The sequence below is a fragment of the Enterobacter sp. 50793107 genome, assembly GCF_001463365.1.
GTDB lineage: Bacteria > Pseudomonadota > Gammaproteobacteria > Enterobacterales > Enterobacteriaceae > Enterobacter > Enterobacter cloacae.
The window spans coordinates 1-21,951 of the sequence record NZ_LNII01000077.1 but is presented as its reverse complement, the minus strand read 5'-3'; the positions used below and the strand labels follow the sequence as shown (position 1 = coordinate 21,951).

Genomic DNA, 21,951 nt, shown 5'->3' with positions numbered 1-21,951 from the left:
TGACTCCTTGAGAGTCCTGAAGGAACGTTGAAGACGACGACGTTGATAGGTCGGGTGTGTAAGCGCAGCGATGCGTTGAGCTAACCGATACTAATGAACCGTGAGGCTTAACCTTACAACGCCGAAGATGTTTTGGCGAAGAGACAGAATTTCAGCCTGATACAGATTAACAGAATTTGCCTGGCGGCTTTAGCGCGGTGGTCCCACCTGACCCCATGCCGAACTCAGAAGTGAAACGCCGTAGCGCCGATGGTAGTGTGGGGTCTCCCCATGTGAGAGTAGGGAACTGCCAGGCATCAAATTTAGTGTGCTGATATGGCTCAGTTGGTAGAGCGCACCCTTGGTAAGGGTGAGGTCCCCAGTTCGACTCTGGGTATCAGCACCACTTTATACTTAGGTTAAAGTTCGGCAAGAAGTAAAAGAATTTGTCTGGCGGCTTTAGCGCGGTGGTCCCACCTGACCCCATGCCGAACTCAGAAGTGAAACGCCGTAGCGCCGATGGTAGTGTGGGGTCTCCCCATGTGAGAGTAGGGAACTGCCAGACATCAAACAAGTGAAAAGGCCATCCGAAAGGATGGCCTTTTTGCATTTCTACACTGCACATAGCGTAGGCCGGGTACGGCGAAGCCGCCACCCGGCATAACAAACGACTAGTGAATCACCTGTGACAGGAATGCTTGCGTGCGTTCTGACTTCGGATGCGCAAAGAACTCATCCGGTGGCGCCTGTTCAACAATCTCTCCGCGATCCATAAAGATCACCCGGTCAGCCACGGTTCTGGCGAACCCCATTTCGTGAGTCACGCACAGCATAGTCATTCCAGATTGCGCCAGCCCAATCATGGTATCCAGAACTTCTTTCACCATTTCAGGATCCAGCGCTGAAGTTGGCTCATCAAACAGCATAATTTTGGGCTTCATGCACAGTGAACGGGCGATAGCCACACGCTGCTGCTGGCCACCCGATATCTGGCCTGGAAATTTATTGGCGTGTTCAGCAATACGTACACGTTCCAGATAGTGCATCGCTAACGCTTCAGCTTCCTTTTTTGGCATTTTGCGCACCCAAATCGGCGCAAGCGTACAGTTCTGCAGCACCGTCAGATGGGGGAACAGGTTAAAGTGCTGAAACACCATCCCGACTTCCTGACGCACGCGTTCGATGTTGCGAATGTCTTCATTCAGTTCGATACCATCTACAACAATACGCCCCTGCTGATGCTCCTCAAGGTGATTGATGCAGCGAATGGTTGTCGATTTCCCGGACCCGGAAGGGCCGCAAAGGACAATGCGTTCGCCCTGCTTGACCTTAAGATTGATATCTTTCAGGACGTGAAATTGTCCGTACCATTTATTTACGTTTTCCAGCGTAATCATCGCGTCGGCGGGTGTCATAGTTATTTGGCTCATAATTTCCTCAGTGCGGTGTACGCCCGGTGTTAAAGCGCTTTTCCAGATGCTGGCTATAGCGCGACATGCTAAAACAAAAGATCCAGTAGATCAGAGCAGCAAAGACATATCCTTCGGTGGACATGCCAAGCCAGACAGGGTCAACCGTTGCCTGTTGCACGCTGCTAAAGAGATCGAACAATCCGATAATGATCACGAGGCTGGTATCTTTGAAGAGGGCGATGATCGTGTTCACCAGCCCGGGGATAACCAGCTTGAGTGCCTGCGGAAGTATCACCAGCCCCTGTGTTTTCCAGTAACCGAGCGCCAGTGATTCCGCAGCCTCATACTGCCCTTTAGGCAATGCCTGCAGACCGCCACGCACCACCTCCGCAACGTAGGCTGACTGGAACAGAATGACTCCTACCAGGGCACGGATCAGTTTGTCTATCGTCGTGCCTTCTGCCATAAATAATGGCAGCATGACCGAAGACATAAAAAGGACGGTAATAAGCGGTACACCGCGCCAGAACTCAATGAAAATAACCGAGAGCACACGGACAACGGGCATTTTTGAGCGACGGCCAAGCGCCAGTAAAATGCCCCACGGCAGTGCGCCAGCGATCCCAACAGAAGCAATAATCAGCGTCAGCGTTAGGCCGCCCCACTGTCGGGTTTCCACGCGTTCCAGCCCCAGGAAACCACCGTACAACAGCACCCACACAACAATCGGATACACCACCGCCCAGCAGGCGATGTACCGTCCGCGTTGCGGCAGCCTTTTCCAGAACATCACGGCGATGGAGAGCAGCCCAATAACCAGCGCCAGATTAATTCGCCAGCGTTGTTCGTGCGGATACAATCCATACATGAACTGACCAAAACGCTCGTGGATAAACACCCAGCAAGCGCCAGCTTTTGTACAATCTGCCCGGGTTGAACCGACCCAGTTAGCCTGCAAGAAAGCCCAGTTAATGAGTGGCGGGATCAACTCCCACATCAGCCACAGACAAATTATTGTCAGCAGACAGTTACCCCAGCTGGAGAACAGATTCTTACGCGCCCAGAGAATAAAACGTCCACCTGTCGGGTTGGCAGGACGCGAAGAGTGCGACAGTATCGCTTTTGTCATCATAGTTCCTTAGCGCTCGACCAGTGCGATACGGCGGTTATACAGGTTCATCAGCAACGAGATCGCCAGGCTGATAATCAGATAGACGGACATAGTGATGGCAATAGTTTCAATGGCCTGTCCTGTCTGGTTAAGCACGGTGCCGGCGAACAGTGACACCATATCCGGGTAGCCAATTGCGGCGGCCAGCGACGAGTTTTTGACAATATTGAGGTACTGGCTGGTCAGGGGCGGAATGATGACACGTAACGCCTGTGGAATAATGACCTGTCGAAGCGTTACCGTATGAGGTAACCCCAGAGAGCGTGCTGCCTCGTGCTGTCCATGCGGGACTGCCTGGATCCCCGCCCGAATGATTTCGGCGATAAACGCAGACGTATAAATGGAAAGGGCCAGGGTCAGGGCCGCCAGTTCAGGAATTAACACCATCCCGCCCTGGAAGTTAAAGCCCCGCAAATGTGGGACATCCCAGTGTAACGCGGCACCAAAAAGCCAGTGTGTCAGTAGCGGCAGGCCGATAATCAAAAGCGCCGCAATTGGCCATGTTTTGCGAAGCTGCCCGGTTTTTATCTGATGTTTGCGGTTATAGCGAAATAGCCCGGCAGAGAGGGCGAGCGCGATGATAATCGCGGTGATAAAAGCATATATCCCTTCTGCGAGTTCAGGAGAAGGAATATAGAGCCCACGGTTGCTCAGGAAAAACAGATCGAAGGCATCGACAGCCTGACGTGGCCCCGGAAGGTTACGCAGCACGGCGAAATACCAGAAAAAAATCTGCAGCAGCGGCGGGATATTACGGAACGTCTCAATGTAAATGGTGGACAGCTTTCGCAGCAGCCAGTTATCTGACAGGCGAGCGAGGCCAATAAAAAAGCCCAGTATGGAGGCGAAAACAATACACAGTGCGGAGACCAGCAGTGTATTGAGTAAACCGACGAGGAACACGCGGCCGTAGGTATCGCCTTCCTGATAGTCAATAAGATGCTGAACAATGCCAAAACCCGCACTGCGATCCAGAAAAGCAAAGCCGGAGGTAATACCGCGATTATTCAGGTTGGTAACCGTGTTATGAATTAAATAAATGGCGATAAGAACAACCGCAAGAATGGCAATAATCTGGAATAGCCAGGCGCGGACCGCGGGATGAGAAAAGGATAGCGATCCTTTTACGGGGGAGCGGCGATGGAACATAAAGAAACCTCGGTAACCATGACTCTGGAGTGGGCACTGCGTTCACAGTGCCCGTTACAGCAAAGACTTAACGTACTGGCGGTGCGTACTGAATACCGCCGTTATTCCAGAGATTGTTCTGGCCGCGTTTGATCTTCAGCGGGCTTTCCGATCCCACGTTGCGCTCAAAGATCTCAGCGTAGTTGCCCACCTGTTTAATGATGTGGTACGCCCACTTGTTATCCAGCTTCAGATCCTTGCCAAAATCGCCTTCTGTGCCCAGCAGGTGTGCCATATCCGGGGTAGAGGGTTTGGCGGCTTTCTCATCGACGTTTTTCGAACTGATGCCCATCTCTTCTGCATTTAACATGGCGAACAGGGTCCAGCGAACGATAGAGAACCAATCTTCGTCGCCACGGCGAACGACGGGTCCAAGAGGCTCTTTGGAGATCACTTCAGGCAGGACGATCCACTCTGCCGGGTTGCTCAGCTTAATACGCAGCGCGTAGAGCTGTGACTGGTCAGACGCCAGCGTATCGCAACGGCCAGATTCCAGCGCTTTGGCTGATTCATCAGAGCGATCGAATGTCACCGGGGTGTACTTCATATTATTCGCTTTGAAATAATCGGCGACGTTAAGCTCGGTATCGGTACCGGCCTGAATACATACGGTTGCACCGTCCAGCTCTTTGGCGCTTTTCAGACCCGCTTTATTGTGGGTCAGGAAACCGATGCCGTCATAATAGGTGACACCGGTGAATGACATCCCCATGCCTGCATCGCGGGAGGAGGTCCAGGTGGTATTACGGGAGAGCATGTCCACTTCGCCGGACTGCAGCGCGGTGAAACGTTCTTTGGCCGTCAGTGGGGTATATTTTACTTTGCTGTCATCACCGAAAACGGCAGCGGCGACGCCCCGGCAGACGTCAACATCGATACCGGTAAATTTGCCGTTAGCATCGGCATAAGAGAAGCCAGGCAAACCGTCGCTGATACCGCACTGAACAAAACCTTTCTTTTTCACGGCATCCAGCGTTGTGCCCGCATGGGCCTGACCCGCAACAGCAAACAACATACCCGCAGCGGCCAGGCTGGCTATCATCGTCTTTTTCATAATGCATCCTGTGTGGCTAAATTTATCGTTATTTAGGTGTTTTAAACACTTTTACCCATCTGTGGCGTTGGCCGACGTTTATATAGCAAACGTAATGCCAGGTTTCGCGCTCGATGAAATAAGCGATAAGTGAACGCTTAATGCTGAGTGTAGACAGGCTTAAATAAAAGGAGCGCCCCGAAACGGTGCGAAATTACAACCTGTGCCACAAATCGGAGCAAAACTTTTAAGGAGGGTCAGAGAAAAAGAAGAGATAGTTTCCGGAGTGAATATTGGCCGGGTATTCAATAATATGAATGGGTGAAAATCATCAAAACTGAATACAAAATTAAAAGGGGAAGTGAAAAAGAGGTGACAGGCTTCTGGCTAAAATTAATGGTGTGAATAAATACGGGTCTTTTTACTGATTTGATATTACTGCACTCATTCAAAGCAAAAGCGCGGCCAGAGCCGCGCTTTCTGAACAGATGTTATCGGGTCAGGGCAACAATACCCAGCGTCAACCCCGCCACCGCGGCAGCACCACCAGCGATAGCACCTGCTGTTTCCCAGTTATCCTGAGTGGTACCTTTCATACAGGTATTGGTATGAACCAGTCGGCCCTGATCGTCGTATACCGGTACACATGGAGAGTCGTGCGCGCATCCAGCCAGCAGCGCAGCGAGTAGTGCAACGGAAATGAATCTTTTCATGATGTTACCTCAGTATTATTTCGCGTCCGCTATAAAGCCAGGAGGGCTATTAACGAACTGGAGGTTATTTTACCACCGGGATAAGCCCACGTTACACGAGGAATAATCTCAAATTATGTTGTTTGTAAACATCGTGGAGAAAAGTGTTTCGTCAGAACGAATTAATGGAGAAATTATGGAGTAACAACGTGGCGTTCTTACTTAATGCAAACTGACTCTTTTTAACACTGCGATCTTAATACACTGTTTATCTTAAAATAAAAAAGGCACCAGAGGTGCCTTTCAGGTATTCATTACTCTTTATGGCGCGTAAAGCGTCGCCGGACGACCACAAAGAAAACGGGCACGAAGAAGATAGCCAGAAGCGTTGCGGAAAGCATGCCCCCCATGACCCCTGTCCCGACCGCATTTTGCGCACCGCTCCCGGCGCCATGGCTGATCACCAGCGGCATGACGCCAAGAATAAAGGCGAGCGAGGTCATCAGGATCGGTCGAAGGCGCATTCTCGATGCTTCCAGCGTGGCTTCAATGATGCCTTTACCCTCTTTTTCCATCAGATCTTTGGCAAACTCAACGATCAGAATGGCGTTTTTAGCCGACAAACCAATCGTTGTCAGCAAACCCACCTGGAAATAGACGTCATTGTTCAAACCACGTAACGCTGCTGCAAACAGCGCCCCAATGACTCCCAGCGGGACCACCAGCATCACTGAGAAGGGAATGGACCAGCTTTCGTAAAGAGCAGCCAGACACAGAAACACCACAATCAGTGAAATAGCGTACAACGCAGGCGCCTGATTTCCGGAAAGTCGCTCCTGATAAGACATTCCTGTCCAGTCATACCCGATGCCGGAAGGCAGTTTTGCAGCAAGACTTTCCATCAGCGCCATGGCCTCACCGGTACTTTTACCGGGGGCGGACTCACCGATGATCTCCATGGATGGCATCCCGTTATAGCGCTCCAGGCGAGGTGAACCGTACACCCAGTGCGAGGTGCTAAAGGCGGAGAAAGGTACCATCTCACCATTTGCGCTGCGTACATACAGGTTGCTGATGTCACCAGGCAGCATACGGAAGCGCGCATCGGCCTGGACATAGACCTTTTTCACGCGGCCATGATCGATAAAGTCATTTACATAAGTTCCACCCAGGGCCGTCGAGATGGTCTGGTTGACGTCAGAAAGACTGATGCCCAGCGCCTGAGCCTTCTCCTGGTCGACATCCAGTTTAAACTGCGGGGTATCTTCCAGACCATTTGGCCGCACGCGCACCAGCATGTCAGGGTGCGATTTCACCATTCCGAGCAGCTCGTTCCGCGCCTGCGTCAGCGAGGTATGCCCCAGGTTTGCCTGATCAATCAGTTCGAAGTCGAAACCCGTTGCGGTTCCCAGTTCGATAATTGCAGGCAGGTTAAATGGAAATACGAGCCCATCTTTTATCTGACTGAAGGCTTTTGTCGCGCGGCCAACAATCGCCTCAACGCTATTTTCCGCCCCCGGTCGTGCTTCCCAGGGCTTCAGGCTGATAAAGGCAATCCCGGCGTTCTGGCCCTGGCCGCTAAAACTAAAGCCATTAACGGTAAAGACAGATTCAACATTGGCCTTCTCGTTTTTCAGATAATAGTTCTGGACCTGATCGAGGACCTGCTGTGTACGCGTCTGGGTCGCACCGGCCGGAAGTTGCACCATCGTCATAAATACCCCCTGGTCCTCTTCGGGCAGGAAGGAGGTGGGCAAGCGCAGGAATAGCACCGCCATACCACCCACAATGATGATGTACACCACCAGGTAGCGTCCGGTCTTGCGTAAAATGCCGCTCACGCTGTTGCTGTAGTGCTCCACGCTGCGGTCAAAAAGCGCATTAAACCAGCCAAAGAAACCGCCTTTCTTTTCGTGGTGATCGCCGGATACCGGTTTAAGCAGGGTTGCGCACAGCGCGGGGGTCAGGATCAGGGCGACCAACACGGAGAGTGCCATTGCCGAAACGATGGTCAGTGAAAACTGGCGATAGATGGCCCCGGTCGAGCCACCGAAAAATGCCATCGGGATAAAGACCGCCGACAGCACCATGGCTATACCCACCAGTGCGCCCTGAATCTGTTCCATCGACTTCTGCGTCGCCTCTTTCGGCGGCAGTTTGTCTTCTACCATCACGCGTTCGACGTTCTCAACGACCACGATGGCATCATCAACCAGCAAGCCTATTGCCAGCACCATCCCGAACATCGTCAGGGTATTGATGGAGAACCCGAACGCCGCCAGCACCGCGAAGGTACCCAGCAAAACAACCGGCACCGCGATAGTGGGGATAAGCGTCGCGCGCAGGTTTTGCAGGAACAGATACATCACCAGGAAGACGAGAATGATCGCTTCAAACAGGGTTTTTACCACTTCGTGAATAGAGATCTTCACAAACGGCGTGGTGTCGTACGGATAAACCACCTTCAGACCCTGTGGGAAGAATTGCTGCAGTTGCGCCAGCTTGCTCTTGATGGCCGCCGCCGTATCCAGCGCATTTGCACCGGTCGCCAGCTTAATCCCCAGGCCGGTTGCGGCCTGCCCGTTGATTTTGGTCACCATATTGTAGTTTTCACCGCCCAGTTCAATGCGTGCGACATCCTTCAGGTGCACCATCGAGCCGTCCTGGTTCACCTTCAGCGTCACGCGGCCAAACTCTTCCGGTGATTTCAGGCGGGTTTGCGCAATGATCGAGGCGTTCAATTGCTGGCCCGGCACGGACGGCGTTCCGCCTAGCTGGCCTGCCGCTATCTGGTCATTCTGGGTTTTCAGTTGATTAATAATGTCCAGCGGCGTCAGCTGGTATTTATTCATCGCGTTACTGTCGAGCCAGATGCGCATTGCATACTGGGCACCAAACAGCTGAACATCACCCACCCCTGTGGTTCGACTAATGGCATCTTTCACATTCGAGGCGACGTAGTCGGAAATGTCATCCTGCGAGAGGCTTTTATTGTCTGAAACAAAGCCAGCCACCAGCAGGAAGCTGCTGCTGGACTTCTCAACGCCGATCCCTTGTTGCTGCACTTCCTGCGGCAGCAGCGGCATGGCGAGCTGAAGTTTATTCTGAACCTGAACCTGGGCGATATCCGGGTCTGTACCAGACTCAAAGGTCAGGGTGATGGTGACATTACCTGCAGAATCGCTGGTGGATGACATATACATCAGGTTATCGATGCCGTTCATATTCTGTTCGATAACCTGCGTCACGGTATCCTGCACCGTCTGCGCATCTGCGCCAGGGTAGGTTGCGGTTATAGCAACCGCGGGTGGGGCGATAGTCGGATACTGCGCGACGGGCAGTTTGAGGATCGCCAGCCCACCTGCAATCATCAAAATGATGGCGAGTACCCAGGCGAAAACCGGCCTCTGGATAAAGAAATTAGCCATGACGTCGTTCCTTAACCGGCTGGAGTCGTAGAGGTATCGGGTGTGGCGACGACGGTAGCCCCAGGTTTGGCTTTTTGTAACCCACTGACAATCACGCGGTCACCGTTTTTCAGCCCCTCTGTGACCAGCCAGCGATCGCCAATGGCCTGAGAGGCAACGACGGTGCGTGACTCAACCTGGTTTTTGTCGTTAACAATCAGGACGGTTGCATCCCCACGCGGCGTGCGGGTGACGCCTTGCTGTGGGATCAGAATCGCATTCGGCTGCGTACCCTCATTAATGCGGGCGCGTACAAACATTCCCGGTAACAGCAGGTGTTGCGGATTCGGGAAAATCGCCCGCAGAGTGATGGAGCCAGTGCTTTCATCAACCGTCACATCAGAAAACTGCAGCGTGCCTTTTAGCGGATAGGGCTGACCATTCTCCATCAACAGCTCGACGGTGCTGGTGGTCTCCCCTTTTTGCAGGCTTGTCTGCTTCAGACGCATAAAATCATTGCTGGACTGGGTGACATCGACATACATCGGATCCAGTTGCTGTACCGTTGCCAGGGCGTTTGCCTGGCCGTTGGTGACGAGTGCTCCCTCGGTCACGCTGGATTTACCAATGCGACCATCGACGGGAGAGGTGACTTTGGTATAGGCAAGGTTGATGCGTGCGCTTTCAACTCCTGCTTTTGCAGCAACGACGCTGGCATCCGCCTGCTGAGCCGTTGCAACGGCCTGGTCGTACTCCTGCTTACTGACATACTGTGTGCCCACCAGCGGGAGATAACGTTTCACCGTCAGGTGCGCAATATTGGCTGCCGCCTGGGCTTTCGCCAGCTCTCCTTTTGCGCTGTCATACGCCGCCTGATAGCTGGCGGGATCGATCTGATAAAGTGACTGACCAGCTTTGACATCGCTGCCTTCGGTGAAATTGCGACGCAGGATAATGCCGCTAACCTGAGGACGCACTTCCGCAACGCGAAACGCATCTGTTCTGCCCGGCAGCTCTGTTGTCACAGTGAGGGGGGCACTTTTGACAATGTGTACACTCACCTGAGGCGGCTGCGGTTGATGTTGCTGATTTTCCTGTCCATCGCATCCGGCAAGCAGTGCGGCGCAGACAATAAAACCGGTTAAGGGCAAGCGTCTGAAATGATTCGTCATTACTGTTCCTTTAAATACCCATTAACCGATATTTCCGTGGATCGGTGACAGGGCAGGGGACAAAAACAAAAAATGTAGCTGCGTATAATAATGAGGGTATTTAATGTTTTTTAATTTATAAGTGCGGATAAATGCGGCAGGAAAGAAAATCAGAAGAAGGCTTTGCGTTTACAGCAATATACTTTAACAAAAGTAATCAGGAGAGTGATGTTTCATAGAGGGCATCCATCTGTTTTGTGAATTTAATTATTGGTATGTATTTACCTCAGTTATAAATAAAGCGAATTGACTTTTTTTGTGCAGAATTCACCTTGTCTTTCATGAATACTTCCGATTACAAAACCCTACTAAACAGCTTAATTCTTGTGAGTAACGAGTAATCGTCCATGGCGCGTAAAAAGAAAGCAGAGGCTCAACAAACCCGTCAACAGCTGATTGAAGCGGCTATCGGGCAGTTTGCGACACGTGGCGTAACCAACACAACGCTGACGGATATCGCCGATGCGGCAAAGGTGACGCGTGGGGCCGTCTATTGGCATTTCACCAGTAAAACAGAGATATTTAATGCTATCTGGGAACAGCAATTGCCGCTTCGCGATCTCATTCGCGACAGACTTTCTCTTTCCGAAAAAGATGATCCCTTGTTAATGCTTCGTGAGCAATTTATCACTGCGTTGCAATATATTGCGCATGAGCCTCGCCAGTGCGCGCTGTTACAGATTTTGTATCATAAGTGTGAATTCACCAGTGATATGGTTTCCGAGTATGAAATCAGGAAACGTATTGGTTTCAACAATGATTTTCTACGTGCGACACTGGAGCGCTGTATTTCACGAAACATCATTTCTTCGCAGGTCAATGTGGATTTAACGCTGATAGTGTTCCACGGATTTTTTAGCGGAATAATTAAAAACTGGTTAATGAATAACGACAGCTTCAACCTCTATCAACAGGCACCTGCTCTGGTCGATAACATTCTGGCGACACTCCCGGTGGTACGAGTGTCGCCACGTGAAGAAGCTTACGACTCGGTGTCGGGCAAGATCTCTCCCTGCTCGCAAAGCGTTTCAATGGTCTGCGCACTGACAGGCTTTCCTAACAAATAGCCCTGAAGGGTATTACAGCCCAGTTCCGTCAAAAAGGCTTGCTGTGCTTCGGTTTCCACCCCTTCAGCCACCACTTTCAGATTCAGCGTTTTCGCCAGGGCGACAATCGCGGAGACAATGGTCGCATCTTCGCTTTCTCCACTGAGCTCTTTTACAAACGCCCTGTCGATTTTCAATTCACAGGCGGGTAAGCGTTTAAGATACAGCAGGCTCGAGTAGCCGGTACCAAAGTCATCAATAGAGGCTTTCACACCCGCATTCGTCAGCTCTGTCAGCACCCGCACGCTCTCATCCGGGTTACTCATCGCAGTGGTTTCCGTCACTTCAAGGATCAGCATTTCCGGCGGCACCTGGTGACGTGTCAGACAATCAAGCACCGTACTCACCAGCGAAGGTTGTTCAAACTGAAGTGTCGACAGGTTCACCGCCATTGACCAGTTTTGATGCCCTTTAAGGTGCCATTCCCGCAACTGGCGGCAGGCTTCGTTGATAACCCAGTTGCCAATGGGAATGATCTGTCCCGTTTTTTCCGCCAGCGGCAGGAACAGGTCTGGCGTCAGCAATCCCAGCTTCGGGTGTTGCCAGCGCAGGAGTGCCTCAAACCCGAGTACGGGGCCTGCCGGCGCATGGAATTTGGGCTGATAATGCAGCTGTAGCTCATTACGATCGATGGCCAGCCACAGATCGTTCATCAGCTGCAGATGGGTTTGCGCCAGCGTGTTCATGGAGGGCTGGAAAAAGTGATAACCGTTACGGCCCATATGCTTGGTGTGGTACATCGCCGCATCGGCGTTAAACATCAGCTCGCGATCGGTTTTGCCATCGTGAGGATAAAGCGCAATGCCAATACTGAGGGTCACCACCAGCTCATACGGATCCACATTGAATGGACTATCGATAGTGCGCACCAGGGCATTGGCAAGGGAGGCTGCATCGTCCGGCCCCCCAACTTCTGCCAGCAGAACAAATTCATCACCGCCAATACGTGCAAGGGTGAACTGGCCTTTCAGAGGGAGCAGCAGGCGTTGCGTAACGGCAACCAGCAGTTTATCGCCGACATCATGCCCGTAGGCGTCATTGACGGTTTTAAAGCCGTCGAGATCCATAAACATCAATGCGAAATGCGTGCCTTCACGGTCTGCTTTGTTGATGGCCTGATCGAGTCGATCTTCCAGCAGGATACGATTGGGCAGGCGCGTCAGCGTATCCTGTAGCGCCAGCTGGGCCAGCTCCCGGTTTGCTTCCGCCAGAGACGAGGCGAGGAGAGAGGTACGAGCCTGCAGGCGCGCATCCAGCATCGACACCAGCAGGGTGATACCAAGGATGGCCAGTGCGACAACGCTCACCAGCACGGCCAGCCAGCTGCCGTTAATCCCCTCATGGTGAGCCATGGTCGACACTGGAAACTGTGCGGCTTTCATCCCCGCATAATGCATTCCGGCAATCGCAATCCCCATCGTGATTGCGGCACCCATGCGCATCAGCGCGACCTGAGCGGCCTCATGACGCAGGCGGAACGTCAGCCACAGTGCGGCGAGCGACGCAGCAAGCGCAATAGCGACTGATATCGCCACCCATGTTTTATCCCAGATAATACCGGGCGTAACCTCCAGGGCCGCCATGCCGGTGTAATGCATGGCCACAATACCGGTTCCCATGACTAGTGCACCGGGCAGCAGACGGCGCAAACGCAGCTGCTCGCAGCTGACAAGCCACAGCGCAAACAAGGATGAACCCACGGCGATAACCATCGATAACCCCGTCAGGGTGGCGTTGTAGCTCATGCTCATGGAGAGATCCATCGCCAGCATGCCGATAAAATGCATCGCCCATACGCCAATACCCATTGCAACACCGCCACCGGCCAGCCAGATGCGCGCTGCCACGCCCTGACTTCCCGCCACACGCGCGGCCATATTCAGCGCGGTATAGGCAGCAAGGATAGCGACAACAAAGGAGAGGACGACAAGGATATGGTTGTATTGGCTAACCAGCATGATCGGTTCAACTCGAGTGTGAGGTTACGCAAGGGCGGTGGTGAAGGGCGAGACATTATCATCGTAAGGTAATGACTCAAAGGGATTTAAATCCCCGTTTTTATTAAGTGATTTCGGGGTTTTTGACGACGTTGGCGGCTCAGTCCAGCTCTGAACAATTGACGAGTTTAAGCGGGTTCACGGAATCCATATTGCGACACTTATCGGTTTCGGTGCTCATCAGTTCAATCCACTGCATCAGCAGCGCATCAAAGAGAAAAACGGAGACAGCAAAGACAACCAGCCACCAGTATTTACGAATCATTATGACATTCCGGAAGAAGAGAGCCAGTAAGGTGGTGGAAATATACACGAAAAGCGGCGGTTGAAAAGTGGGGAAAGCGAAGGTTTACAAAGCGTTGACGGTGGCAGATGTGGAGCAATAAAAAAGGCGCATCCCCATGCCAGGTAGCGCCTTTTTAAACAAGCATTTCGCTAACCGAAATTAGTTCATGCCGTACTGTCATATTAGCTGTTTTCATGCTTTTAGATGATTATAATATTCATATAATAATCAATGTGTTGTATAAATTCATGCCTGTATATTGTTCCAGTGTTTTTCTTTGTTTATGCTATTATGCAAGCAATTCTGTATAAACATTTGTATAAACACTTTGGGCTGGGTGGTCTATGGCTGGCGAACTTAACAAACTGAGCGACAGGAAGTTAAAGGGATTACATGGTATCCCGGCCAGTAAGATTGAGTTCTATGCTGATGGTGCCGGGCTGAGCGCCAAGGTAACGAAAGCTGGTGGTATTAGCTGGGTGTTTACTTACCGACTCGACGGGCAGAAGCTGCATCGTCTTACTCTGGGACGATACCCGGATATGAGCCTCAAAGAAGCCCGTTCTTCGCGTGATAAATGCCGCCAATGGCTGGCCTCAGGTAAAGATCCAAAGCACCAGTTGGCGCTGACCACTCAGGAAACGCTTAAACCGGTCACTGTTAAGGAAGCTATAGAATACTGGATACGCGAATATGCAGAAGAGAACCGCGCGAATGTTGAACGGCACAAAGCGGAGCTGCGAAAACACATTTATCCTTATATAGGGAAAATGGCGCTCGCTGACTGTGAAACACGATACTGGCTTGACTGCTTTGACAGGATGAAAAAGAAAACTCCAGTCGCCGCAGGTTATGTGTTCCAGATGTGCAAACAAGCCCTGAAATTCTGCCGGGTTCGTCGCTATGCTGTGAGTACCGCGCTTGAAGATTTAACAATTCCAGATGTCGGTAAAAAACAGGCAAAAAAAGACCGGGTATTAAACGATAAAGAGGCTGGCGATTTATGGGCTGCCATTTCCTCTGGCACTTGCTTCATGCCTTACTACACCAGGCTACTGACAATCCTAATGGTGTTTGGGTGCCGAACGCAGGAGGCCAGGCTATCAGAGTGGAGTGAATGGGATATGGATGCCTGGGTCTGGACAGTTCCCAAAGAGCACAGCAAGGGCGGCGAGAAGATTGTAAGACCTGTGCCGGATGCCATGCGCAAATTCATTGAAATACTGCATGATGAAACGAAACGATCCGGCCTTTTGCTTGGGTCGGTTAAAGGCAGTGAAGCGGTAAGTCAGTGGGGCCGCGGCGTTTATAAAAAGCTGGGGCATTCTGAACCATGGACACTGCACGATCTAAGACGAACTTTAGCAACGCATATGAATAATATGGGTATAGCACCACACGTTGTCGAACAGTTGTTGGGGCACTCAATGCCGGGCGTCATGGCGATTTACAACCGTAGTCTGTACTTGCCTGAGAAACTGGATGCGCTGAATAAATGGTATGACCGTCTCGATATTTTGGCGGGTAATCACTCGAATATTGTTATTTTAAAGGCTGGTGAGAAATGAAAAAGATAAATAAAATGACCGATTTGCCGAAATGGTTTTCATTGGACAATTACAATTCTATCAATGGGCTGAGTGATCTTGATTTAATTAATCAGTTAGCTATGAGAATGGAAGTTGCTAATGATGATTTTGAATGGCTTGATACCTATCCCGGAGCAAGAAATGAGTTCGCTTCATTTATGGAAGAAAGATTTAGTAACCCAATTCGGCCGCTGAGCGGAAAATTATTTGCAGAGAAAATAAAAAGAAAAAAATATTCTGAATGGCAAATGGATGCCGTCGGAGGTGTTGAGCCTTTAAGATTAATTGATGTGATGCAGTTGTCTAAGAAAGCCTCTCATTATATTGATGAAAATAAAATTAATCGCTCATTGCGTGGACAAAAAAGGTCTGTAAGTAAGACCATAAGCGATAATGATCAAATGCACATTACTTTAGATTTGTCTTGGCCTGATGAAATTTTATTAAGCGATTTGGCTGCATTGTTGCCAATATGGCGAATGGATCTTGAAAGGAAAAGTGAAAATAGTTGTAAGTTAAGTAATAGCTGGAGTGTAATCAAAAAGAAAATATTCGATTACAAGATATTGCCAATGTTAGACCTTATGGAGTGGGCTAAAATTAACAATGCAACAATCACTAACAGAGTTTTATCTTTAGCCCTGTTTCCTAATGCAGAGTATGACGCCATTGGTATCGCTCAAACGATCAAACCGTTCATTAGAAATTTTTCCGCAGATTTTTCTATAGAAATATTAAAGCGCAAAGCTATGGATTCATTTTAATCGGGAAATCCATATAGAAATAATTAAAAATTATCTAATAGTGAACCATGCTTTTTAATAGCAAATAATAGCCTCCACAAAACGTAGAAACAGTGGAGGCAACATGCAAAATATCACCTTTACCCCGCCAAATCCTGAGCAGCGCCGCACCCTTTTAGAAGAGTACGGCTTTAAGTTCGACCGTCGGATCCGTGAAGAAGAATGTAGCGAGATCACCAGCCTTTCCCGTTCCAGCCGTTGGAAAATGGAGCAGCAGGGGCGTTTCCCGCCACGCTGCCACTTCGGCCGCAATAGCTGTGCCTGGCTTCTTTCTGATGTGCTCTGGTGGGTTCGTAATCCGCCTGCAGTAGAGAACGTCAATAACCCATACAGCCGCAAATCTGCTTAATTAACCACAGGTAATCAGAGATGAAAAAAATTAATGCCCTCAACGGGCAGGGATTCGCTCACCCTGAAGCCAGCCAGAGCGATATTTTAATTAATCACAAATCGGAGCCGCGTATAGATTCCCGCCTTATTTCAGAGCGAGCCGGAATACAACATGAAAGCCTAAGCGCGACGATTAAATCGCACCAGAGCAGATTGCGCGAGCTGGGATCACTGCCTCGTCAGTCACTCAAGGAATTAACCGATTTGAAATCGGGAAAATCCGGCCGAAAGCGTGGGCGTCCTGAGATTAGTTATCTGCTGAATGAGCCGCAGCTCGACTATCTGCTGCGTATCACCCGAGGGCGTGATCCTGAACGTATTAACCAGTTCAAGCTGGATGTTACGAAGGCATTCACTAAGCGCCGCGCCGCAGAACCTATCCGCCGTGAGTACCTGCCTGGCTACCACGAAAGCCGCGACGGATTAAAAGCCCTGGGCGCACAACGGCACCATTACATCAATCTGGCCCGCGCTGAAAACCGCGTGGCTGGTTTGTCTGATGGTGAGCGCGGTACCGCAGACGAACAGCAATTGGGGCTGTTGGTGGTGATGCAGAAAATCGAACAGGCGGCCTTTAATGAGGCGGTGCGTAATGGCATGAGTCCAGGCGATGCGGTGCGTGAAGTTGCCCGCCGTATGGATGCGTTCGCCAGCCTGATCACTTCATCGCCAGTGTTGGAGATTCGCTGATGCGTCTTATGCCTAAAATTTTGCGCTCCCCCGTTTGGGGGCGCTCAAGTCCTTTTGAGTTAGCCGCGTGCTATTTGCATAACTCAATCATGGTTGCGCAGAATTTGAGCCGACGAAATTCGCACGCGCAAATCAAGCTCGGTGATATGCCGAGTTTAAACAACCGCGTACGTTTAACGTACGGACATTGCAACCCATTGAAAAAAAATCAAGACGGGAATTCACGTCTTGCTCAGAACATACTCAACTTACTGAATTTGCGTAATTATCGCGAAACGCGAGAATTGGCGAGCAACAAGCACGAACAGTATTCGGGTTCGCTTGAACATCAACACTGCTTAGGTTCAGAGGTTCCGACGAATAACGTAGAGAGCTGCAATGGCAGCACATTTTTGCTCTACGAGGGAAATCAACAACGTACAGTTTTGTACCGTAATCCAGATTTGGCTTACGAGAGGGTAGTACCTCAAAGTCACGAGGTTAACCAAGCAGCCAAAAGATATGCGCAAAACAGACCCTTTTTAAGAGGGGCAGTCCACAGCATTACGGGGAGTAACCCTGTTCAGCCTTTTGGCTCGATGCCCTGTCGGCGCAATTCCGCGCGGGCCAGTTCTTTCAACCAATTACCGAGACTAACGCCCTCACGTTCTGCGGCATCATTAAGCTGCTGCCGTAATTCTGGAGTGATTCGGATCTGGAAAGTAGGCGACAGCCCTTCTCCTTTTGGTGTTTTATCTCGTTTGATAGTTGACATGTACGTACGTAACCTTATAGCATGGATTTTGTTATGTACGTACGTTATCACGACGAACATGCAAAAGACAACGCCCCGGACTGCGGGAACAGTGCCAGGGCGTCTGACCTCCACCGATAAGTTACGTATCGAGGAAGCTATGAAAGATCATATCACACACCCGCAAGGGCGGAAGTCCTACATCTGGCGTTTTCTTGCACTGAGCGCCATCGGGCGCAACGTCATTCACATCACCGCTACCACTGAGCGCGAAGCCCGTGAGCAATCACCGGCTGGCTGCGTGATGGTATTCGCTGGCCGTCTGCCTGTGGAGGTGCGCCATGCGTGATCCAATCTGTCTGGAGCAGGCCGAATATAAATCAGCGCTGGCTTCATCACTTTACGAAACCATCCTGGAAAAAGCCTCTGGTGAATGTTCAGAAACGCTGCTGAATCTGATTTCTATTGCCTGTGATTTTAATCAGGAAATCCACCGGGCATTAGTCGCCGAGCTGCACATGGGAGAGACAAAATGAGACAGGTTCCTTTTGAAGTCCTGATGCACGCCGAAGACGCACTGGCATACAGCAATCAGGCTCTGGCTATGCTGGAAATCTGGATGAACTCCCTCGGCGAAGGTGATGAACACGAATCTAACTGTGTGGCCGCCATTTTCAGCTTGGTTCATGAGTCAAAAGATCGTCTGCAGAAAGCGCAGGAGGCTTACAGTGAAAAACGCGCCTAATGTGAAAACCCTCCCGCGCGACAAAATGGAGGAGGCCATCATCTTTGCTGGAACGGGAGCATGGAAAGCCGCTCAGGATTACCAGAAAGGGAAGGGCGAGCATGGAGACGATGTTCCGCCTGTGGTTCTGGATCACACCCAACTGGCGGAATTGCCCCACCTGCGCATTGTTGATAAAGGCCGTCGGTTTGCCCGTGTCTGTCAGGCCGGACTTATCGAGCAAAACCAAATCAGCATGATTGCAAATAAGCTGTGTGAGGCTGGCGTTACCAATGCTGAGTTTATCAACGAAAAAGGTGAGAAAGAGGACTGGACGCCATTAATGAAACGCCTGGAAGACGAGCCACTAATGGTGACTACGAGGGGTAGTGCTACGCCAGCGCTTAACCAGATGGGAGCCAGCCAGCGCGGGGAGGTTCTGCTTGCTCATTACGATGGCAATCTGGCGATCCATGCTGATTCCGACACGGTTCATCATTACAACGGCGTGGTGTGGGTTCCGCTTTCGGATAAAGAGCTACAGCGGGAAATGGCGCAAATTTTTATTGATGCCGAAGTAGCCTATTCGCAGAACGCGATTAAATCCGCTGTCGATACAATGAAGCTGGGTCTGCCAGTGATGGGTAATACAGCCCGAAATCTTATTGGTTTCAGCAACGGGGTTTTTGATACCCGGTTAGGCCAATTTCGACCGCATGATAAAAAGGACTGGCTTATCGTTGCGAGCGAATTGCCATTCAGCGAACCAGCAGAAGGAGAGACTCTGGCAACCCATGCGCCGAACTTCTGGAAATGGCTCCGCCGCTCTGTGGCGGATAATGACCGAAAAGCAGACCGCGTACTGTCTGCGCTGTTTATGGTGCTGGCGAACCGGTACGACTGGCAGCTGTTTCTTGAGGTAACGGGGCCGGGCGGAAGTGGTAAAAGTGTTATGGCGGAGATCTGCACGATGCTGGCGGGCAAGGCCAACACCGTATCGGCGAGCATGGCGGCGCTGGAGAACCCAAGGGAAAGGGCACTGGTAGTGGGATATTCGCTGATTATCATGCCGGATATGACCCGGTACGCTGGCGACGGAGCAGGGATTAAAGCTATCACTGGCGGGGATAAGGTGGCTATCGACCCAAAACACAAAGCACCATATTCAACCCGTATTCCTGCGGTGGTGCTTGCCGTCAATAACAATGCCATGTCGTTCAGCGACAGAAGCGGGGGGATTTCCAGACGGCGGGTGATTTTCAACTTCTCCGAAGTGGTACCGGAAAACGAACGCGATCCTATGCTGGCCGAGAAGATTGAAGGTGAGCTGGCTGTAATCATTCGCCACCTGCTCACTCGCTTTTCCAGGCAGGACGAAGCCAAACAGCTTTTGCATGAGCAGCAGAAATCAGAAGAAGCGCTGGCCATCAAACGTGAAGGGGATTCACTGGTGGACTTTTGCGGCTACCTGATGGCTTCGGTGGTTTGTGATGGAATGCTGATTGGCAATGCCGAGATCGTGCCATTCAGCCCGCGCCGTTATCTGTATCACGCTTATCTGGCTTACATGCGGGCCAATGGTCTGAGCAAGCCGGTGTCGCTGATGAGGTTCGGTACGGATATGCCAGGCGCAATGGCTGAATACGGTAAGGAGTATCAGAAGCGCAAAACAAAACATGGCATAAGGTCAAACGTCACGCTTCACGACGACTCAGAAGACTGGATGCCTATGTGGAATGATACATCTCATAACAGCGGAGAAAATCAAAAGTAATGGGAAAAGTGTTCACCACTGTTCACCATGTGCAAAAATCATTAAATAACAATATGTTAATGGGTGAACACTTTTTTATGAAGTGTTCACCAAGTATTCACCTGTTCACCTTTAAAGATCTTTTCTTTTAAAAGGTGAAGGGTTAGGGTGAACACTAGTGAATACTTAAAATAATAGTCTTCACCCTGTAACCGAATGAATTTAAATAGAAAAAATGCAAAGGTGAACAGGTGAACACTTAAACGCATATTTTTAAATTTTAAAGGAGGGGCTACATGCCAATCACTAATGAGGAACGCAGGGAACACCTGGAAAAGTTTGGTTTAACCAGTCTTGATACAATGCACACTGCCGATTACCGTAAAGCCCTTGAAGAGGAAGCGTTCTTTTGGGATGACCCACACGGTTTTGTGATGCACACGCTTTCCGGAGAACGACTCGTTACGAATACAGAACAGCTGGATGCCTTGCTGGAGCATCTAGAAGGATACCGGGCTCTATTGCCTGCCCCTCCAGAATGGATGAGTGGGAAATAGCAGCCTTAAGCATATGCAGTGTTGTTCTGTGCTTTGATGATTGATTTATGTTGTTCTTGAGTTATCTTAAGGGCTGGGATTTACAATTTAAATTCATGTTGAATTATTAGCATTCTATTGAAAGAAATTAAGGATCTTAGATGACTACACAAGAACCTACAACATACAAAAGAAGAACTGTTCATTATAAAAGGGCGGTGATTGGTGGTTCAAAGCAATATCTGCAATCTATTTTAGAGGAAGCCTTGGGTGAAGGCGGTGCTTATGAATTAGCATCTAGCAGAAAAGAGCAAATAGACCCTAATGATCCGTCTGCTGGATTTCACCTCATTAATAAAAGCCAGCATTACGAAAGTATTTTCTTCGGGCAGTTTTTACTCTTCGAACCTGGTAAAACCCAAGCAACTATAACGATGGAAGATAATGCCCAAGCTTATAAAATAGATCCTATAACAACCGCATCGCTTAAGAAGCGTAAAGGCGATAAAGGGACGGAAAAAGAGTTTGTAGAATCTATTCTTTATTTTGGGGTTTATAAGAATCATGTCTTAATTGTCCAGTCTGCCGCATTGAGAACAAAAGAGTTTGAGCAGCATGTAAATAACCTGTTTGCCAATAATACATTATCTACAACAGGCGTTACTTCCATAATTTTTAAGGACAAGCCTGCAAACTCTATAGTGAAAAAATTAGAGGAATCCCCGGTTAAGAGTGTGGTGTTAGGGCGTTCTCCTATAGAAAGTGAACAATTACAACTCAATCCCAAAAGAGATAAAGAAGCGGCAAAAAGAGAAATTCAGCGTCTCGAATCTAAAACAGTACAATTTAAGCCTGCTGGAATAGGAACTAAAATTCTTGATACAGTTCTGGGCGATGGTTGGGCTAGTAAATTAGATCTCGACGATTCACTGGATGAAGCGAATCTTAATGTTAAACTTGAGATAAGCTATAATCGAACTACCACAGGCAGCGGTCAGTTCGTACTGGATACTATCGCCAGCTCCTTGCGAGATCTTGATAATGATAGCGTTAGGGTAGAGCTCAAAAATGGTGGAATTATAACGGGTAAAGAACTGAAACTTTCTGATTCTCTAAATGTCCAAGTTCATGAAGGTTTGTTGTCAGAAGATGACTTATATCTTAAAATGTTTAAATGGTTGTCTGCAAACATACTTAATGGAGAAATAGACAATAGGGGGTAATATGAAGGTGTTAAGTACATTTATATTC

21 protein-coding genes, 1 tRNA gene and 3 rRNA genes are annotated in these 21,951 nt (G+C 49.9%); 15 read left to right on the top strand and 10 right to left on the bottom strand.

The features are described 5' to 3' along the window. The 4 genes from APU11_RS11560 to rrf (APU11_RS11545) all read left to right on the top strand — a co-directional run. A 23S ribosomal RNA gene (locus APU11_RS11560) occupies nucleotides 1-115 on the top strand; the annotation flags it as partial. Between the two features lie 64 nt (nucleotides 116-179). Beyond that, nucleotides 180-295 (top strand): 5S ribosomal RNA (gene rrf / locus APU11_RS11555). 14 nt (nucleotides 296-309) lie between these two features. Then, nucleotides 310-385: transfer RNA gene (locus tag APU11_RS11550), tRNA-Thr, on the top strand. A gap of 43 nt (nucleotides 386-428) precedes the next feature. Next, nucleotides 429-544 (top strand): 5S ribosomal RNA (gene rrf / locus APU11_RS11545). Nucleotides 545-650: 106 nt separating this feature from the next. On the opposite strand, the gene APU11_RS11540 is transcribed toward rrf (APU11_RS11545), so the two are convergent. The 7 genes from APU11_RS11540 to APU11_RS11510 form a co-directional block, all read right to left on the bottom strand. After that, nucleotides 651-1,409 (bottom strand): amino acid ABC transporter ATP-binding protein, encoded by a 759-nt coding sequence (locus tag APU11_RS11540; RefSeq protein ID WP_013099005.1) that lies wholly within the window; start codon nucleotides 1,407-1,409, stop codon nucleotides 651-653. 7 nt (nucleotides 1,410-1,416) lie between these two features. Further along, nucleotides 1,417-2,520, bottom strand: coding sequence for an amino acid ABC transporter permease (locus APU11_RS11535; RefSeq protein ID WP_058651437.1), 1,104 nt, complete (start codon nucleotides 2,518-2,520; stop codon nucleotides 1,417-1,419). Nucleotides 2,521-2,529: 9 nt separating this feature from the next. Further along, nucleotides 2,530-3,711: an amino acid ABC transporter permease gene (locus APU11_RS11530; protein WP_038420721.1), complete on the bottom strand. Its 1,182-nt coding sequence runs from the start codon at nucleotides 3,709-3,711 to the stop codon at nucleotides 2,530-2,532. A gap of 67 nt (nucleotides 3,712-3,778) precedes the next feature. After that, the gene (locus tag APU11_RS11525) at nucleotides 3,779-4,804 is read right to left on the bottom strand and encodes an amino acid ABC transporter substrate-binding protein (RefSeq protein ID WP_013099002.1); all 1,026 of its coding nucleotides are present in this window, start codon (nucleotides 4,802-4,804) and stop codon (nucleotides 3,779-3,781) included. Between the two features lie 470 nt (nucleotides 4,805-5,274). Then, nucleotides 5,275-5,496: a lipoprotein gene (locus APU11_RS11520; protein ID WP_013099001.1), complete on the bottom strand. Its 222-nt coding sequence runs from the start codon at nucleotides 5,494-5,496 to the stop codon at nucleotides 5,275-5,277. A 293-nt stretch (nucleotides 5,497-5,789) separates the two neighbouring features. Beyond that, nucleotides 5,790-8,903 carry an efflux RND transporter permease subunit gene (locus tag APU11_RS11515; protein ID WP_058651436.1) on the bottom strand — a complete coding sequence of 1,038 codons (3,114 nt, stop codon included), beginning with the start codon at nucleotides 8,901-8,903 and terminating at the stop codon, nucleotides 5,790-5,792. Between the two features lie 11 nt (nucleotides 8,904-8,914). After that, nucleotides 8,915-10,054: an efflux RND transporter periplasmic adaptor subunit gene (locus tag APU11_RS11510; RefSeq protein ID WP_013098999.1), complete on the bottom strand. Its 1,140-nt coding sequence runs from the start codon at nucleotides 10,052-10,054 to the stop codon at nucleotides 8,915-8,917. 386 nt (nucleotides 10,055-10,440) lie between these two features. On the opposite strand from APU11_RS11510, the gene envR reads away from it, so the two are divergent. Next, nucleotides 10,441-11,160: an acrEF/envCD operon transcriptional regulator gene (envR, locus tag APU11_RS26790; protein WP_045293529.1), complete on the top strand. Its 720-nt coding sequence runs from the start codon at nucleotides 10,441-10,443 to the stop codon at nucleotides 11,158-11,160. On the opposite strand, the gene APU11_RS11505 is transcribed toward envR, so the two are convergent. Then, entirely contained in the window at nucleotides 11,076-13,157 is a 2,082-nt protein-coding gene (locus APU11_RS11505; protein WP_038420719.1) for a bifunctional diguanylate cyclase/phosphodiesterase, read from the bottom strand. The genes envR and APU11_RS11505 overlap by 85 nt on opposite strands. Before the next feature lie 139 nt (nucleotides 13,158-13,296). Then, complete coding sequence (locus tag APU11_RS11500) at nucleotides 13,297-13,461, bottom strand: DUF2556 family protein (RefSeq protein WP_013098997.1); 165 nt, start codon at nucleotides 13,459-13,461, stop codon at nucleotides 13,297-13,299. Nucleotides 13,462-13,826: 365 nt separating this feature from the next. On the opposite strand from APU11_RS11500, the gene APU11_RS11495 reads away from it, so the two are divergent. The 4 genes from APU11_RS11495 to APU11_RS11475 all read left to right on the top strand — a co-directional run bounded on the left by APU11_RS11495 (nucleotide 13,827) and on the right by APU11_RS11475 (nucleotide 16,954). After that, nucleotides 13,827-15,050 (top strand): site-specific integrase, encoded by a 1,224-nt coding sequence (locus APU11_RS11495; protein WP_060578500.1) that lies wholly within the window; start codon nucleotides 13,827-13,829, stop codon nucleotides 15,048-15,050. Then, complete coding sequence (locus tag APU11_RS28855; RefSeq protein WP_219725311.1) at nucleotides 15,047-15,835, top strand: DUF6387 family protein; 789 nt, start codon at nucleotides 15,047-15,049, stop codon at nucleotides 15,833-15,835. The genes APU11_RS11495 and APU11_RS28855 overlap by 4 nt, the downstream gene beginning before the upstream one ends. Nucleotides 15,836-15,938: 103 nt before the next feature. Continuing rightward, on the top strand, nucleotides 15,939-16,223 hold the full coding sequence (locus APU11_RS11480; protein WP_048210781.1) for an AlpA family phage regulatory protein: 285 nt from the start codon (nucleotides 15,939-15,941) through the stop codon (nucleotides 16,221-16,223). 20 nt (nucleotides 16,224-16,243) lie between these two features. Next, nucleotides 16,244-16,954, top strand: a complete 711-nt coding sequence (locus tag APU11_RS11475) for a hypothetical protein (RefSeq protein WP_060578497.1) — start codon at nucleotides 16,244-16,246, stop codon at nucleotides 16,952-16,954. A gap of 562 nt (nucleotides 16,955-17,516) precedes the next feature. Here the strand turns inward: APU11_RS11475 and APU11_RS11470 are convergent. Further along, complete coding sequence (locus APU11_RS11470; RefSeq protein WP_032661928.1) at nucleotides 17,517-17,708, bottom strand: toxin-antitoxin system HicB family antitoxin; 192 nt, start codon at nucleotides 17,706-17,708, stop codon at nucleotides 17,517-17,519. Between the two features lie 139 nt (nucleotides 17,709-17,847). Between APU11_RS11470 and APU11_RS11465 the strand changes: the two genes are divergently transcribed. The 6 genes from APU11_RS11465 (at nucleotide 17,848) to APU11_RS11440 (ending at nucleotide 21,923) form a co-directional block, all read left to right on the top strand. Next, the gene (locus APU11_RS11465; RefSeq protein ID WP_032660562.1) at nucleotides 17,848-18,036 is read left to right on the top strand and encodes a host cell division inhibitor Icd-like protein; all 189 of its coding nucleotides are present in this window, start codon (nucleotides 17,848-17,850) and stop codon (nucleotides 18,034-18,036) included. Beyond that, a complete protein-coding gene (locus tag APU11_RS11460; RefSeq protein WP_032672065.1) occupies nucleotides 18,029-18,223 on the top strand; it encodes a hypothetical protein in 195 nt (64 codons plus the stop codon). The genes APU11_RS11465 and APU11_RS11460 overlap by 8 nt, the downstream gene beginning before the upstream one ends. Beyond that, the gene (locus tag APU11_RS11455; protein ID WP_060578491.1) at nucleotides 18,220-18,432 is read left to right on the top strand and encodes a hypothetical protein; all 213 of its coding nucleotides are present in this window, start codon (nucleotides 18,220-18,222) and stop codon (nucleotides 18,430-18,432) included. Before APU11_RS11460 ends, APU11_RS11455 begins: the two co-directional genes overlap by 4 nt. Next, nucleotides 18,416-20,185, top strand: a complete 1,770-nt coding sequence (locus tag APU11_RS11450) for a primase-like DNA-binding domain-containing protein (protein WP_032672063.1) — start codon at nucleotides 18,416-18,418, stop codon at nucleotides 20,183-20,185. The genes APU11_RS11455 and APU11_RS11450 overlap by 17 nt, the downstream gene beginning before the upstream one ends. 275 nt (nucleotides 20,186-20,460) lie before the next feature. Next, nucleotides 20,461-20,721: a hypothetical protein gene (locus APU11_RS11445; protein ID WP_060578489.1), complete on the top strand. Its 261-nt coding sequence runs from the start codon at nucleotides 20,461-20,463 to the stop codon at nucleotides 20,719-20,721. Between the two features lie 140 nt (nucleotides 20,722-20,861). Beyond that, a complete protein-coding gene (locus APU11_RS11440) occupies nucleotides 20,862-21,923 on the top strand; it encodes a hypothetical protein (protein WP_032672061.1) in 1,062 nt (353 codons plus the stop codon). Nucleotides 21,924-21,951 lie beyond the last annotated feature (28 nt).

Bases quoted from the DNA above. Each gene is read 5' to 3' on its own strand.
- APU11_RS11495 (WP_060578500.1), top strand. From the start codon at position 13,827: ATGGCTGGCGAACTTAACAAACTGAGCGACAGGAAGTTAAAGGGATTA.
- APU11_RS11465 (WP_032660562.1), top strand. From the start codon at position 17,848: ATGAAAGATCATATCACACACCCGCAAGGGCGGAAGTCCTACATCTGG.
- APU11_RS11455 (WP_060578491.1), top strand. From the start codon at position 18,220: ATGAGACAGGTTCCTTTTGAAGTCCTGATGCACGCCGAAGACGCACTG.
- APU11_RS11520 (WP_013099001.1), bottom strand. From the start codon at position 5,496: ATGAAAAGATTCATTTCCGTTGCACTACTCGCTGCGCTGCTGGCTGGA.
- APU11_RS11535 (WP_058651437.1), bottom strand. From the start codon at position 2,520: ATGACAAAAGCGATACTGTCGCACTCTTCGCGTCCTGCCAACCCGACA.
- APU11_RS11440 (WP_032672061.1), top strand. From the start codon at position 20,862: ATGACTACACAAGAACCTACAACATACAAAAGAAGAACTGTTCATTAT.
- APU11_RS11525 (WP_013099002.1), bottom strand. From the start codon at position 4,804: ATGAAAAAGACGATGATAGCCAGCCTGGCCGCTGCGGGTATGTTGTTT.
- APU11_RS11445 (WP_060578489.1), top strand. From the start codon at position 20,461: ATGCCAATCACTAATGAGGAACGCAGGGAACACCTGGAAAAGTTTGGT.
- APU11_RS11460 (WP_032672065.1), top strand. From the start codon at position 18,029: ATGCGTGATCCAATCTGTCTGGAGCAGGCCGAATATAAATCAGCGCTG.
- APU11_RS28855 (WP_219725311.1), top strand. From the start codon at position 15,047: ATGAAAAAGATAAATAAAATGACCGATTTGCCGAAATGGTTTTCATTG.
- APU11_RS11505 (WP_038420719.1), bottom strand. From the start codon at position 13,157: ATGCTGGTTAGCCAATACAACCATATCCTTGTCGTCCTCTCCTTTGTT.
- APU11_RS11500 (WP_013098997.1), bottom strand. From the start codon at position 13,461: ATGATTCGTAAATACTGGTGGCTGGTTGTCTTTGCTGTCTCCGTTTTT.
- APU11_RS11510 (WP_013098999.1), bottom strand. From the start codon at position 10,054: ATGACGAATCATTTCAGACGCTTGCCCTTAACCGGTTTTATTGTCTGC.
- APU11_RS11475 (WP_060578497.1), top strand. From the start codon at position 16,244: ATGAAAAAAATTAATGCCCTCAACGGGCAGGGATTCGCTCACCCTGAA.
- APU11_RS11530 (WP_038420721.1), bottom strand. From the start codon at position 3,711: ATGTTCCATCGCCGCTCCCCCGTAAAAGGATCGCTATCCTTTTCTCAT.
- APU11_RS11480 (WP_048210781.1), top strand. From the start codon at position 15,939: ATGCAAAATATCACCTTTACCCCGCCAAATCCTGAGCAGCGCCGCACC.
- envR (WP_045293529.1), top strand. From the start codon at position 10,441: ATGGCGCGTAAAAAGAAAGCAGAGGCTCAACAAACCCGTCAACAGCTG.
- APU11_RS11515 (WP_058651436.1), bottom strand. From the start codon at position 8,903: ATGGCTAATTTCTTTATCCAGAGGCCGGTTTTCGCCTGGGTACTCGCC.
- APU11_RS11540 (WP_013099005.1), bottom strand. From the start codon at position 1,409: ATGAGCCAAATAACTATGACACCCGCCGACGCGATGATTACGCTGGAA.
- APU11_RS11470 (WP_032661928.1), bottom strand. From the start codon at position 17,708: ATGTCAACTATCAAACGAGATAAAACACCAAAAGGAGAAGGGCTGTCG.